The 13,196-nt window shown below is 32.5% G+C and carries 12 protein-coding genes and 3 tRNA genes; 9 read left to right on the plus strand and 6 right to left on the minus strand.

Translation table 11 applies throughout. From position 1 onward, the window contains the following. The first annotated feature begins 74 nt into the window (after positions 1-74). The 4 genes from A1D18_RS05425 (at position 75) to A1D18_RS06880 (ending at position 656) form a co-directional block, all read left to right on the plus strand. Positions 75-151: transfer RNA gene (locus tag A1D18_RS05425), tRNA-Arg, on the plus strand. Positions 152-180: 29 nt separating this feature from the next. Continuing rightward, positions 181-256 (plus strand) — tRNA-His (locus tag A1D18_RS05430). Positions 257-261: 5 nt separating this feature from the next. After that, positions 262-337 (plus strand) — tRNA-Lys (locus A1D18_RS05435). 163 nt (positions 338-500) lie between these two features. Next, positions 501-656 carry a hypothetical protein gene (locus tag A1D18_RS06880; protein ID WP_171910823.1) on the plus strand — a complete coding sequence of 52 codons (156 nt, stop codon included), beginning with the start codon at positions 501-503 and terminating at the stop codon, positions 654-656. Between the two features lie 61 nt (positions 657-717). Here the strand turns inward: A1D18_RS06880 and A1D18_RS05440 are convergent, their stop codons facing one another. The 4 genes from A1D18_RS05440 to A1D18_RS05455 all read right to left on the minus strand — a co-directional run bounded on the left by A1D18_RS05440 (position 718) and on the right by A1D18_RS05455 (position 5,668). Continuing rightward, entirely contained in the window at positions 718-1,107 is a 390-nt protein-coding gene (locus tag A1D18_RS05440; protein WP_071662775.1) for a GtrA family protein, read from the minus strand. 14 nt (positions 1,108-1,121) lie between these two features. Next, positions 1,122-2,513, minus strand: coding sequence for an ArnT family glycosyltransferase (locus A1D18_RS05445; protein ID WP_071662776.1), 1,392 nt, complete (start codon positions 2,511-2,513; stop codon positions 1,122-1,124). Positions 2,514-2,587: 74 nt separating this feature from the next. Next, on the minus strand, positions 2,588-3,784 hold the full coding sequence (locus A1D18_RS05450) for an MFS transporter (RefSeq protein WP_084028758.1): 1,197 nt from the start codon (positions 3,782-3,784) through the stop codon (positions 2,588-2,590). A 3-nt stretch (positions 3,785-3,787) separates the two neighbouring features. After that, complete coding sequence (locus A1D18_RS05455; RefSeq protein WP_071662778.1) at positions 3,788-5,668, minus strand: IucA/IucC family protein; 1,881 nt, start codon at positions 5,666-5,668, stop codon at positions 3,788-3,790. 170 nt (positions 5,669-5,838) lie between these two features. Here A1D18_RS05455 and A1D18_RS05460 point away from each other — a divergent pair, with 170 nt between their 5' ends. Next, entirely contained in the window at positions 5,839-6,579 is a 741-nt protein-coding gene (locus A1D18_RS05460; RefSeq protein ID WP_071662779.1) for a YdcF family protein, read from the plus strand. 24 nt (positions 6,580-6,603) lie between these two features. Here A1D18_RS05460 and A1D18_RS05465 read toward each other — a convergent pair whose 3' ends face one another. Beyond that, the gene (locus A1D18_RS05465; protein ID WP_071662780.1) at positions 6,604-7,392 is read right to left on the minus strand and encodes a type III pantothenate kinase; all 789 of its coding nucleotides are present in this window, start codon (positions 7,390-7,392) and stop codon (positions 6,604-6,606) included. 58 nt (positions 7,393-7,450) lie between these two features. On the opposite strand from A1D18_RS05465, the gene hisC reads away from it, so the two are divergent. The 3 genes from hisC (at position 7,451) to A1D18_RS05480 (ending at position 9,938) form a co-directional block, all read left to right on the plus strand. Beyond that, positions 7,451-8,518, plus strand: a complete 1,068-nt coding sequence (gene hisC / locus A1D18_RS05470; RefSeq protein WP_071662781.1) for a histidinol-phosphate transaminase — start codon at positions 7,451-7,453, stop codon at positions 8,516-8,518. A gap of 80 nt (positions 8,519-8,598) precedes the next feature. After that, on the plus strand, positions 8,599-9,156 hold the full coding sequence (locus tag A1D18_RS05475; RefSeq protein WP_071662782.1) for a class I SAM-dependent methyltransferase: 558 nt from the start codon (positions 8,599-8,601) through the stop codon (positions 9,154-9,156). Then, positions 9,153-9,938 (plus strand): class I SAM-dependent methyltransferase, encoded by a 786-nt coding sequence (locus A1D18_RS05480; RefSeq protein ID WP_071662783.1) that lies wholly within the window; start codon positions 9,153-9,155, stop codon positions 9,936-9,938. The genes A1D18_RS05475 and A1D18_RS05480 overlap by 4 nt, the downstream gene beginning before the upstream one ends. On the opposite strand, the gene A1D18_RS05485 is transcribed toward A1D18_RS05480, so the two are convergent. Beyond that, on the minus strand, positions 9,935-12,208 hold the full coding sequence (locus tag A1D18_RS05485; RefSeq protein WP_071662784.1) for a hypothetical protein: 2,274 nt from the start codon (positions 12,206-12,208) through the stop codon (positions 9,935-9,937). The genes A1D18_RS05480 and A1D18_RS05485 overlap by 4 nt on opposite strands. A 175-nt stretch (positions 12,209-12,383) precedes the next feature. Here A1D18_RS05485 and A1D18_RS05490 point away from each other — a divergent pair, with 175 nt between their 5' ends. Then, entirely contained in the window at positions 12,384-13,184 is an 801-nt protein-coding gene (locus tag A1D18_RS05490; protein WP_071662785.1) for a Dam family site-specific DNA-(adenine-N6)-methyltransferase, read from the plus strand. Positions 13,185-13,196 lie beyond the last annotated feature (12 nt).

A 13,196-nucleotide genomic window follows, 5' to 3' on the forward strand; every position in this document is an offset into this window, starting at 1 on the left:
TAGAAATTAGCTTTAGACTTAGGAAACAAACCCTGTTATTTAAACTTTTAGTAAGATGATAATTTTTCAGGAAAGCGCCTGTAGCTCATCTGGATAGAGCATCGGCCTTCTAAGCCGAGGGTAGCAGGTTCGAGTCCTGCCAGGCGCACCAATATCCTAGCAGACTTCACACTTTCAATGGTGGACGTAGCTCAGTTGGTAGAGCCCCGGATTGTGATTCCGGTTGTCGTGGGTTCGATCCCCATCGTTCACCCCATTTTTGGGCCGTTAGCTCAGCTGGTAGAGCAGTAGACTCTTAATTTATTGGTCGATGGTTCGATCCCATCACGGCCCACCAAAAGATATTTTTAATTAATAAAAAAACTTACGCAAATAACTTAATAATTTTAATTATTTACGAAGGGATCCTCATGCATACTATTTAAACTAGATAATTGGTATATTGCAATTTTTTTCACTAAGCTGAAAGTGTATCGTTAATTTTATCTAGAGAAATCAATATGCCTCTTGTTAAAGGAAAAGCCGCCAAAACTCGCAAAGGATTTTCAGCCAATGTGAAACAGGAAATTAAATCTGGAAAGCCTCAAAAACAAGCCGTTGCTATTGCTTATAGTATGGCAAGAAAAAAACCCAAGACAATCAAAAGAAACAAATAGTTATTTTTTAAACATCAAAATTATTTGGAAAATAATTCTTTGTAAAATAAATGGCCTGCTTTCATAAAGAATGTTTGTTAGGACCAAAGGTCCAATATCGATGTATCAAGAAATTCCAGAATAAAATAACACTTGATACTAAGATTTGACTTATAATATAGGTATAATAAACAAGAAAAATTTTCATTAATGAAAAATTAAGAAAAAGTCCAAACAAGGAATTTATTGTAAATCTTACTAATGATTTTTTATGCGATAGACTACTTTTAAAAGTAAAGTAATGATTTAAAGTATAATTAAGCAAAGCTCCAGCAATATAACCCACAGTAGAAGCCAAAATAGGTTTTATAAAGAGAAATTCAACAAAACTTATTAAAATTGAAAACTGAATTAATGCGGATAGCGCACCTACTATAAAAAAATGTGAAAATTGTTTTGTAATCGCTTTCATAAAAGTTATGGTGCCTAGTGGGAATAACACGCATTGCCTTGACATAATAAATAAATAGCCGTCCCTTGCTGACCTAACTTAAAATGCTTGTACAATTTCCCCAATTTAGAATCTATTTTATCATTAATGACAAAATAATTTTTTTCCTTCGCAAATTGAGCATCTCTTAAAGGAGGGCTAGGATAAATTAATCTATCAATTTCAGCTGTGATACTTAATCCTGTAGCCACAGAATCATTTGAATAGACTGGAAACCTTTCTGTTAGTAGTATAACTTGCTTAGCAGCGACCGTATAATCTCCTCTATAATAAAGCTGATAATAATATATTAGCGCTAATGCAACATACTTAACTAAAATAGCGAATGCTAACCAAAAAATGACTGTTTTTATTTGTCTTATAGGCAAATGCCAAAGCCCTATCGCCAATAATAAAGCAATAAACGGATACAGTGGTAGTATATATCGAATACTGGCATGCGGGGCCAACCAGTAGGGGATAAAATTAACTAAAATTACCCCTAATAGTATTTGTATTAGATATAGATTAAACTTTATTTTTACAATTTTTTTCTTGAAAAAATAATAAACGGCAAGCCCTGATGCGGGCAAAAAACGACAGAAAGCTTCCAAGGGAAAAATTACCAGCTGCTGAATATATCCACGCCAATAAACAGTATGAAACTTGCTAAAAATATCAGTCCACATACCTATTTCGGTTATTTTATGCGAGGCTATATTCCAAAAAAAATAAAAAAAAATGGAAAAAAAATAAGGTAAGAAATTGAGAGGCTTTAAAAGAAACGCTTTAATTTTTCCATCATAATAAACAATTAAAATAAACGAAACTATATAAAATACATAGGCTGTTAATGCTTTCGTCATAAAAGCGGCAATTAAGGCAATTACAGATAGCCATACAAAGGTATATCGCTGCTCTAAATTTGCTATCCATAAAAAGGAAATTGCACTCACTACAAAAAAAGCAAATAATGGATCCGAGTAAGCAAGCCAGCCATGATAAAATAAGGCATCGCTAGTGAGATACACTAATGCGGCAAATAGTCCAAAATAAGGTGTTTTAAATAAACGATTTGCCAACCAGATTAGCATAAAACTTGTCGCTATCGTTGCTAACACTGCAACTAAACGAGAAGCAACTAACATATGCTTCCAGCCTATCAAACTGGCAAAACAAATGATCAACCAATTAAAAAGTGGCGGTCGCCAATAAGGTAATCCATAAGTTGTTGGATAAAGATAGTGATGCTGATACCACATTTCATAAGATGAAATAGTATACACCGCTTCTTCACCCATATAAGGAAAAAACAAACTTAGAAAAAAACTTGCAATAGCTAGAACAAGCAAGCATTTTAGAATAATTGAAAAATCCTTAATAGGCATATTCGATATCCATTATGTATTTTCTCTTAGACTAAGAAAAAATTCTTCTAAAATATTGTTAATGACAAATAAGCTTAATTATAGCGCAACGACAAAACTGCCAAGAAAAAATAAAAAGACCCTATAACTATAAAACTTACCATAAATTGCCCCTCTAATTGTATTTCTTCGGCTTGTATCAAAGTACCTGCTATAATACCGATAAGATTACCAAATTTTAAAGCTGTGTTCCCAAGCCCTACTGCTTTTGCTCTATTACTATCACTAATATTTTTTAATAAAAAGCTAAATAGAATTACTGCTATACTTCCTAAACTTAACCCCCAAAGTATACTCAGGGCAAAAGCAATATAAGATTTACTAATAAAAGCAAATCCCCATTGTGATAAACCACTTACTAGCAAAGCCATAATAAGTAAAAACTTTGCCCATGCATGATTTGGTTGTTTGTCGATAGTTTTTCCTAAAACTGAAGTCATTAAGGACATCGATAAAGCCATGATCGCATAAATTAATCCTAATGTTAAATTATCAGCATGTAACTGTTGTGCTACATATAAAGCAAAGAAAGGCGTTGACATCCAACGAGCAACTTGTGTACTAACTATTAATAAGAGTAATAGGTTTTTACTGGATTCCTCAAGAAAAAATTTTTTTTGTGTTTTTTTTACTATAGGTGATATTGATTGTATAGGGTTTTCTTGAAGGAAATTAGCTAAAATAAGTGAAAGAAATAAACACAAGCAACCCGCAGTAATAAAAATTGATAAATATCCATAGTAATGAGAAATAATTCCGCCACATATCGGACCCACAATACTCCCCATAGCTGTAGCAGCTTGTAACCGTCCCACTATTTGACCATGAGTATTAATCGGAGTTATTGCAAGTGACCATGCTTGAGCAGCGGTTGAAAATCCTGCTAAACCACCTTGTAACAATCGGATAGTAAGAATTACCCAAAGGTTAGAAAAAAAAAACAAACTCCATTGTGTAGCTGCTAAAGCCAATCCGGCACGTAATAGCATTATTTTATAACCTACTCGTTCACCTATTTTTATCCACAGTACTGTCGTAAAAATCATCGTTAGCAATGGTGCCATGTAAATAATGCCGCTCCAATATTGCAATGCTCGAGGATTAAATACATGTGTTGAAGATATAATGAGCGGCCAATATGGATCGCTCATATCAAGAGCTAAAATAATTATAAATTGTGCAAAAATAACTAAGCGTGTTTGTACGCACCAAGTCATTTTTGTGACTTGCATTACTTAAATAACTAAAGGGTTCGATATATAAGAAAATATACCTTCACGAACATATTGCTTTTCTAAACGCATACGGAATAATGCTTTCACTGGCCAATCTGCTTTTAAAATAGCATGATATTCGTCTTCCCATCGAACTAAATCAACTTGTTTTTTTAAAGCATTAAATCTTTCTTCAGTTTTATTTCGAATTATTGTCCAAAAATTTTTTTCTTTACATTTAAAATGCGTAGCTAATAACAATACTAATTCACCTAAATGAAGCTGATAGACTGAATGTAATAATTGATTTCTTACTGTTATCTTATCATGGGTTACAAAAGGAGGAGATAAAAGATCCGTCAACGTGAGGGCATGGGAGTTTAAGCTATCTGCGTATATTTCTATTCCATCAAAGTCTCTTGCAATAAACCGTTTAATGTTTCCATTTTGAAAAATGGCTAAAGTATTTTGCTGATGCCCCTCTAAGGCTATACCATATATTAAATAAAGATCTAAATAGCTTCCAAGTACTAGATCGACATATTGATTAAAATAATTTATTGCATCTTGATAGTTCAAACATCCTGCTAATTGTATAAGTTCAATAAACAAATTAGTATTACTTTCCAATGACTTTTCAAATAGAGCAGAAACTACAACCGCAATTTCTTCATTAGAAAGATAATTAACAATATTTTCTCGAAAAATTACTGTGAAATGCCTTGCCTTATCATCTTCAACCGCTTTTAAATAAAGTCCGCAAACTTCCGGTAAAATAGCAAGCCTTTCTGATATAGAATTTTCCTTAATTAAAATATTTTTCATAACATGCGTAATTTTTGGCGTATTTTTAATAGAGTTAACTGATAGTGCCCTAAATACACCACTCGCGTATATTCCAATTGGCAATTTGATATAAGGCGCATACCAATTTTCAATCGGAGCCAAAGTACGAAAAGAAGAAGTCGGGCTTGCACCTATTCCTACGTTGTCAAACAAAATAATATCATTAGCCTTAATATGTTCTGCAAATAAATTTCTTACAATATTAGCAGCCTGCCAAGGATGTACTGGGAAAGGAATATAATCTTTTTGATTAAAATTTTTCTTTTCTAATTCATTAACCCATATTTTCCATGCACTGGGATAATGCTTAGAAAACCAATCAGAAAATTCAAAGTTTGATTGCGTTGTTTCCATACACATGGATTTTTTACGTACGGCAGCTAATAAAATAAATACTTTTGGTCTAAATTCAGTTGTGTATCTAAAAATATCCTCGGTAGAAAATCCTACTTTAGTTTTAGCAAAAGGATGATACGGATGACCACTAAAAGATAATTGTTCAAATTTAAAAGAATAATCTAATAAATTTTTATTTTTTTTGTGGAATTCAGAAAAATAATTTTTATTCTTTTCTGAGTAGAACAGAAATAATTCGGTTTTTAATTTATCTTTTTGCCGAGTAATTAATATTGTATTTTGAATATGATTACTTACTTCTCTGATAACTTTTTCCCATTGTTCTCTATCAAAAATTGTGCCCAACTCTGTTTTAACTATTTCAAGTAAATTGATAGGATCAGTAATTAATTCCGTAATATTTTTTTTTCTGTCAATTAAAAAAACCTTTTCAAATTCTGTAAAACGTAACAAGGAGTTTAACTTTACTTGGCTTACACATATAGAACTATTTAAGCGAGGAAGCTTAAAAATTAGATTTTCAATTTGGTAATAATGTTCTAAAACGCGTTCGCGCAAAAAAGCAATCAAAAGCTGGCGTAAGGATTGTCTGTTAACTTCCGAAAGGTAACATCTTGAAGAAAAATTATTTTTATTGAGATAATTCTTATTTTTTTCGATAAAGTTCCTTTTTTTGAAACTTTCTTCTACTAGATTCATATTAACATCCCTGTTCGATTTGAATAACAATATTTAAGATATAGCCCGTTTACTATAGTCGCTATTATTCATAATTTTAGTATTGAGTCAAGAATTCCAATTGAACTATTTTGTTTTTTTCTTTTTTAATATATGCTTTAAATTAATTTCTAGTTAAGAAAAAATTAAGTATGTCAACATTTTTTATATTTATCTTATTACTAATATGTATTTTATTAAGTCTGTTTAATTATAAAAAAACGAGTTTAATAACTGGATCAATTTTAGTTGTAAGTTATCTCGTTATAGGTGACGGCTTTTTCCCTGCTTATCTATTACACAATTTACAATCACCCTATAATCAATTTACTCCTATCAAATGGAAAAAAACTAACACCATTATTTTATTAGGGGGAGGCACCAGTAAAGACCCAAGATCTAATGAAATAAAACCCAGCATATTGGCATTTTCAAGAATTGTACAAACTGCAATAATTTATCAGGAATGTAAAAAAGCTAAGGCAAGTTGTTATATTCTAGTTAGCGGTGGTGACCCATTACATCATGGAAAATCAGAAGCAAAAACCTATCAAGAAAGCTTAGTATCTTTAGGTGTTGATTCCAAAGATATTCAATTGGAGACTCAAAGTAAAAATACTTATCAAAACGCTAAATTTTCTAGTCGTCTTTTAAAGAGACAATTTAGCGAACAACTGTTATTAGTTAATTCTGCATTAGCTCTAAAACGTGCACTTTTATACTTTTCTTTTTTTAATCTTTACCCAAAACCTATTCCTTCAGATTTTATTACTATCCCAATTTCTAAATTCCCATTAGGTTACAACTTTGCCATGAATGATTTTGCAATTCATGAAAATATAGGAATACTCCGTTTTTATATTTATAATTTTTTGGGATGGAGCAAAAAATAATTTCAGATAAATCACCTGATTAATTTAATTATTTTTTTCTATTTGGCTGTATGCATATGCCTTACGCAAGCCTTGTAAAACTAAATCTGAAATAAGTGTATCGAATAAACAGGTTTCTTCATAAAGCTGCGCAAAGCCACCTGTACCAATGACTTTGACAGCTTCACCATGAAAAACTTCTTTTTTAAACCCTAAAATAATTTCTTTAAGTGCTCCTAAATGCCCATAATAAAGACCACTTTGTATACTTTCACGTGTTGTTCTACCCATATAACTGCTGGGCATTTCTATGTCCACAGTCATCAACTTAGCGGTATTATTTCTTAAGGCTTCCATACAAAGTCGTAACCCTGGCAAAATAGCACCGCCCAAATAATTTCGATCCTTTGTAATAGCACATAAGGTCGTAGCCGTCCCCATATCAATAACAATCAGTGCCTGTTCAGGAAAAGAAGCTATTGCTCCTATGGCATTCGCAATCCTGTCAGCTCCTACTTCGTTTGGATTTTTACAGCGGATATTTAAGCCCGTTTTAACGCCCGGCTGTAAGATAAAATAATCAGCATCTTTAAAATACTGGAAAAAACTATGTCGCAACGTATAATCGTAATTTGGAACTACAGAAGAGATAGCAACCGCCTTAATTTTCAGAGGGTCCAGTTTATTATGTTTAAGTATATTTATTAAAAAAATTCCGAATTGATCGGCTGTTCCCAATAAAGGGGTCGCATAGCGAAAACGTAAAATAAGTTTTTCTTTACTGAATACACCACATAACATGTGCGTATTGCCTACATCCAAACATAACAGCATAAATTAAACCTAAAAGAGTATAAAATAACTAAACCACTATACTTAAAGTATCTTCCCAATGACAATCTCATCAAAGAAAAACTCTAATTTTAGTCCAATAAAATCCATTGGAATTATAAAGCTCGATCTTAATGAAAATCCCTTAGGTGCAAGCCCCCTTGCGATAGCTGCGGGTCAGAAGGCCCTGCTTAACTGCCATCGTTATCCAGATAGCCATGGGCTCTCTTTAAAAAAATCTCTAGCGACACATTTAAATATTCTCCCTGAAAATATTACTCTAGGCAATGGCTCAGAAAGTTTATTAGAACTTATTGTCAATAATACTTTAGGCCCATTAAATTCAGCTGTTATTCCAAATTTTTGCTTTACAGGGATTTCAAAAATCTTAAAAAAAGCTAATATAAAGATTAAAATAGCTAAAAATTCACTGTCCCATATCTCAGCACTAAGCTTACTAGAAGCAATAGAGCCTACGACCAAAATTATCTTTATTGTTAATCCAAACAACCCTACTGGCAATTATATGAATAAATTAGAGTTGTTATATCTATTGAAGCATATCTCCAAAAATATATTAGTAGTAATAGATGAGGCCTATGCTGAATATGTTGAAACAAATGATTACCCAAATAGCATCCAATTGTTAAGGCAGTATTCCAATTTAATCATCCTTAAGACCTTTTCCAAGCTCTACGGTTTAGCAGGATTGAGACTAGGGTATGCCATTAGTGGGTCTAAAATAGCCTCTCTCTTAAATGCTAGCTCCTTACCTTTTAGGATTAACGCTGTTGCACTAGCCGCAGCAGAAGCTAGCCTCGAAGATCAAGAGCATATTAATTTAGTCCGTTCATTGAATCGACAAGGACACTCCCAACTCTCCAAAGGCTTACAAAATTTAGGCTTAGAAACATTGCCTTCTTATACTAACTTTTTATGTATAGATTTAAAGTCACCTAGTTGGCCTATCTATCAGCAACTTTTATTATCTGGTATATCCGTTAGGCCTTTACTTGACTATGGATTATGTAACTTTTTACGGGTTTCTATCGGTACCCTGAAGCAAAATCAATGCTTTTTAAGCATATTAGAAAAAATATTAGTCAAATCGAGTCTTCAATTAAGGTAAATGCTATCTAGATAAGGGCTTTTCATTTAAAATAAGCCTTTGAATAATTAAAACAATAGACTTCATCAGGATAAAAAATAATGAGGGCCTTTACTCTATTTCTTTTCGAAGCTGTCATGCATCCTAGTATGGTGGGAGCATTATTTCCCAGCTCGAAAAGACTTGCTTATAGCTTAACCCAACAAATATCAGCTAATCCGCCTGGGGTGGTCGTTGAATTGGGGGCCGGAACAGGTGCTATTACAGCTGCTCTAATTAATCAAAAAAACCTTTTTCATCAACTTATCGTTATTGAGCGATCGGAAAAACTTTCTAATCATTTAACGCAGCGCTTTCCTGAATTAAGCATTATCCAAGGAGATGCCCGCCAGTTACATAAACTAATTAATCAATCTACCTCTACCCCAATACAAGCTATCGTTTCTAGTTTACCTTTACGCACCTTATCTCCTTCTATTGTAAATAAAATTGGTACTGAGATTAATCGGGTTTTAATAAAAGACGGTTTATATATTCAGTATACCTATAGTTTATGGGGGAAGCCTTTATACCCTTCCCCACAACTAAAATTGATCCACCAACAATGGGTATGGCAAAATTTACCTCCTGCTCGTATTGATGTATTTCGTCACGAATGAATATTCCTTTTTCTATTGCAGTAACTAGCCTTGAAATTTCTTTATTATCTACCGCACTCGAGTTAGCAAAAAAAAACGCTTTACCTTATATAAATTATTTTGAAAAAGAAAACTTTGATTATGTCCTAGCTTTACGCTCAACAGGTTTATACTTAGAGGATGTCAAAAAAGGACTGGGTTCGTTAAAAATCGATTTTCTTCAGGGAAAACTAGCTTACCGGTTACGCTATCTTCAAAATCAAAAGCAACTATTGGCGAAGGCAATTGGATTAAAACCCAATTTTAAACCTGTCGTTTTAGATGCGACAGCAGGTTTTGGATGCGATAGTTTTGTTTTAGCCCAATTAGGTTGCCCCGTCACTTTATTGGAACGGTCATCGACAATTTTTCTTTTATTGGAAGATGCTTTAAAACGCGCCTTAAATCACCCAAAATTTTTACCCTTATCAATTAAACTAATAAAAATTGATGCGCTTATTTATTTAAAACAAATAAGCCTCTGCATGCACCCATCGCCTGAAATTATTTACCTCGATCCTATGTATCCTCATTCTAATAAATCTGCATTAGCTAAAAAGGAAATACGTTTTCTTCGACTCCTTGTTGGTGATGATAATGATGCCTCTAGCTTATTAAAATTAGCAATCACCTATGCAAAACAACGGGTCGTAGTAAAAAGACCACGTTTGTCTGGTTATTTAGCAGATATAAAACCTCATCATAGTCTACTCGGGAAACAACATCGTTTAGACGTCTATTTAACTCATTTTTTTAATAGTTAGGAACAAACTATGCGGCTTAAATCAGGCTCTATATCGCTATTCTGATTCCTATTCTCTATATAGGGAGAAATATTAGCAAATAATCCTCCGTGCAAACTTGAATTACTATTATTTTTTTGTATAGCCGTTTCGGTTTGAGTTGTCATTGCATTAACCCCAGCTGAGTTAATACTTTCAGCAGTAGAAGAAATATTATCTTGTAAACATTCTGTGAGCATATCCTCTTTTTTACAGTTAACTATTTTCTCGGGTGCTACTGTTAAGTTTTTTGAGTTTGACTCATGTAAATTTAAACATTCTTCAGATAGTATCGCTGGTAATTGTTTGTCAATCCAAGCTAGTTGTTCACTTTGCACTAAATGCTCGACTATTCTTCCTGCTTGAGCGGCTTTACTTTCAAGGTTGTAAGCATATAAATACCAAGATGCTAGAGCACATGCCCCTATCGCTGTTCCTATCATTAAAATGATAGGGAAAAAAGTGGGCAGTACCATAGTAGAGGCTGCAACTGCTGCCGTTATAGGACTCCATATAACGAGACGAAAAACCAAACTTCCAGTACCTAAACGTTTGATGATTATTATGAATCGACTTAAACCTTTCTTAAGGTTGGTCCAAAGGGGTTGCTCATCGCTGAAACGACGTAATACACGATCATAATCTCTTAATGATTTATTTAATATCTTTTTAGTAGGTACCTTATCTTGTAATGCTTTAATCTTAACTTGTAAGTCATTAAATCTAACTTCATGGACTTGATTCGCCTTATACGCTGAATAAATACCATAACTGATACCCATTATAAGAATTACTCCGGCTATGATTGCAGTTGCTAGAAGGCCTATGGGTGTAAAGCTTGCTAATGGAACTGCTGCAGGACAAAGGGCATAAGTCAGTATAACTTTAGTTCCGTCTAGGAATAACCAGCCCGCAAACAAAGGTAAAAAACAACCGTCAAGAAAAGCCACACATCTGGCATGATATTTATTAAAACGACGATTTTTAAGTACTGTTTTTAAATCAGTCATTAAAGGGGAGTTTTTTAATTCTATAGTCGAGTTAGCCTCTTTATTTTCCAAATATTTTAAAAATATGGTTTGTTTATTTAAGTCCACTAATTTCTTTTCAATCATGTGTTTATCTTGCTCATTTATAGCAGCCTCTGTCATGTTTTTATTAGTATTATTTATCTCGAGAACATTTTTTATATTTAAAAATAACAGTAGCGGTAAAGCAGTGCATAAAGCAAAAATCAAAGGGAGGATCGAAATCAACGCAGTGGTTATAACGGGAGCAGCAGGAATAAAGCAAAAAATAAACATTAAAATCCAATAAATAAAACTAGCCTGTCCCAACGCAGCCAAAATAGGAGGAATAAATTTTTTATTTTTTTTAGCTTTATTTTTTTCTAGAGTTGTTCTTGAATTATGATTGATTAAAGATTCTACATGTTTAAAAAAATTACCAGCATAACCATTCGTCAAGCTAATAATCCAATTATTTTTATATAAACTTATTTTAAATTTATTTGCTTGGGATTTGTTCAATAATTGACATACTTTTTCTGTGATTTTTTTGTGTAGCATATCAAGCATTTCTTTTTTGGAATTTTCTTTCAAAAAATTATTTAATGCTTTCAGTTGCTTTTTTTCTTTCCCAAAAGCAAAAAAACGACGTCTCCAGCATGCAATTTTTGGGATATCTGGTGGATAAAAGTAAGCTGCGGCACATAAATGCTCGTATGTGATACATTTTTTTATTTCATTACTTTCCTGAACAATTTCACCCATTTTCTTTTTAATAGCTTCTTCATCTGCTTTAAATAATCGGCTAAAATAAAAATAATGACTCGTTCGCTCTATTTCACGTAATTTACAATATTTAATAACATAAATACCTATCGAAACAGCAAACAAACCAAGACTTGCCAATCCAGCATCGATATATCCGACATATTTACTTTTATTAATATCATCAAAAAATTTACAGTCTTGATCACATGCACTTTCAATCACACTTACATTGAAAGAAGGTGTAGCCACTACTTCGTCTAAAGAACTAAGACAAGCATTAAAAACTGGAGTTTTTGCTTTAGAACTTACGAACCAAACTGGATTCTTTTTTAGCAGTGATTTTTCACCTTCTGAACCTGGCCCTGATAAACTTATTTGTCTTACTAAGCTTCTAGAAGAAGAACTGGTTCTACCAATTTCGAATGTCACTCCTACTTCCCGAGGTTCTTTTCTTTCAATGGAAACTTGTTCGTCCATATGAGCTCCTTTTGGAATTGGCAAATTATAATACCAGTTTTTTATCTATAATTTTTTATCATTAGTATATATTAATTTTTTGTAAATTTAATTATCATAATTAATAATTTTTAATTATTATTAAATAAATTTAAAGCTTTTTTTTATAATTTATTTCGTTTAGACTCTGTTTAGTATGAAATCTTTTTTGAAATGGGCAGGAAATAAACATCGAATTCTCGATAAATTAAAACCCTATTTACCTAAAAAAGATCGTTTAATAGAGCCTTTTTTAGGATCAGCCACTGTTTTTCTTAATACGTCTTATCCAGCCTATCTATTAAGTGATAACAATCTTGATTTAATCCAATTATATAAATATCTTCAGCAAGAAGGTCAGTTTTTTATCGATTATTGTCGTCTTTTTTTTCATGAAAATTTAAATAATGCTGATGAATTCTATCGCTTACGTCGTTTATTTAATGATAGTAAAGAACGTCGCAAAAGAGCTGCTTTATTATTATATTTAAATAAACACTGCTTCAATGGCTTAGCTCGGTTTAATCGAAAAGGTGAATTTAATACTCCTTTTAGCTACTACAAAACTCCCTATTTTCCTGAGAAAGAAATGCAATATTTCTATGTGCATGCAAGAAAAGCAAAATTCATCCATGGAGATTTTTTATCTACTCTGGAGTACGTTAAGCAAGGAGATGTAGTTTATTGTGACCCTCCTTATGTCGGGTTATCTAAAACCGCAAATTTTACTCAATATACATCAGAAGGATTTAGTCACACACAACAAGTGCTCTTAGCAAACACTGCAAAACATTTAGCCTCACAAGGCATTCAGGTAATAATTTCTAATCATGATACAGAATTTACGCGCGATATTTATAAAAGTGCAACTATTGTTTCATTAATAGTGCAACGTAACATTAGTAGTAAAGGGTCAGAACGAAAAAAAGCTAAGGAGCTCTTAGCAATTTTCTCCTAAAAGAGATATTAT

The organism is Candidatus Rickettsiella isopodorum (genome assembly GCF_001881495.1).
In the GTDB taxonomy this organism is placed as follows: domain Bacteria; phylum Pseudomonadota; class Gammaproteobacteria; order Diplorickettsiales; family Diplorickettsiaceae; genus Aquirickettsiella; species Aquirickettsiella isopodorum.

What these genes read in the sequence shown, in the direction of transcription:
- A1D18_RS05485 (WP_071662784.1), bottom strand. Translation starts at nt 12,208, where the DNA reads ATGGACGAACAAGTTTCCATTGAAAGAAAAGAACCTCGGGAAGTAGGA.
- A1D18_RS05475 (WP_071662782.1), top strand. Translation starts at nt 8,599, where the DNA reads ATGAGGGCCTTTACTCTATTTCTTTTCGAAGCTGTCATGCATCCTAGT.
- A1D18_RS05490 (WP_071662785.1), top strand. Translation starts at nt 12,384, where the DNA reads ATGAAATCTTTTTTGAAATGGGCAGGAAATAAACATCGAATTCTCGAT.
- A1D18_RS06880 (WP_171910823.1), top strand. Translation starts at nt 501, where the DNA reads ATGCCTCTTGTTAAAGGAAAAGCCGCCAAAACTCGCAAAGGATTTTCA.
- A1D18_RS05480 (WP_071662783.1), top strand. Translation starts at nt 9,153, where the DNA reads ATGAATATTCCTTTTTCTATTGCAGTAACTAGCCTTGAAATTTCTTTA.
- hisC (WP_071662781.1), top strand. Translation starts at nt 7,451, where the DNA reads ATGACAATCTCATCAAAGAAAAACTCTAATTTTAGTCCAATAAAATCC.
- A1D18_RS05465 (WP_071662780.1), bottom strand. Translation starts at nt 7,392, where the DNA reads ATGCTGTTATGTTTGGATGTAGGCAATACGCACATGTTATGTGGTGTA.
- A1D18_RS05440 (WP_071662775.1), bottom strand. Translation starts at nt 1,107, where the DNA reads ATGAAAGCGATTACAAAACAATTTTCACATTTTTTTATAGTAGGTGCG.
- A1D18_RS05450 (WP_084028758.1), bottom strand. Translation starts at nt 3,784, where the DNA reads ATGCAAGTCACAAAAATGACTTGGTGCGTACAAACACGCTTAGTTATT.
- A1D18_RS05445 (WP_071662776.1), bottom strand. Translation starts at nt 2,513, where the DNA reads ATGCCTATTAAGGATTTTTCAATTATTCTAAAATGCTTGCTTGTTCTA.
- A1D18_RS05455 (WP_071662778.1), bottom strand. Translation starts at nt 5,668, where the DNA reads ATGAATCTAGTAGAAGAAAGTTTCAAAAAAAGGAACTTTATCGAAAAA.
- A1D18_RS05460 (WP_071662779.1), top strand. Translation starts at nt 5,839, where the DNA reads ATGTCAACATTTTTTATATTTATCTTATTACTAATATGTATTTTATTA.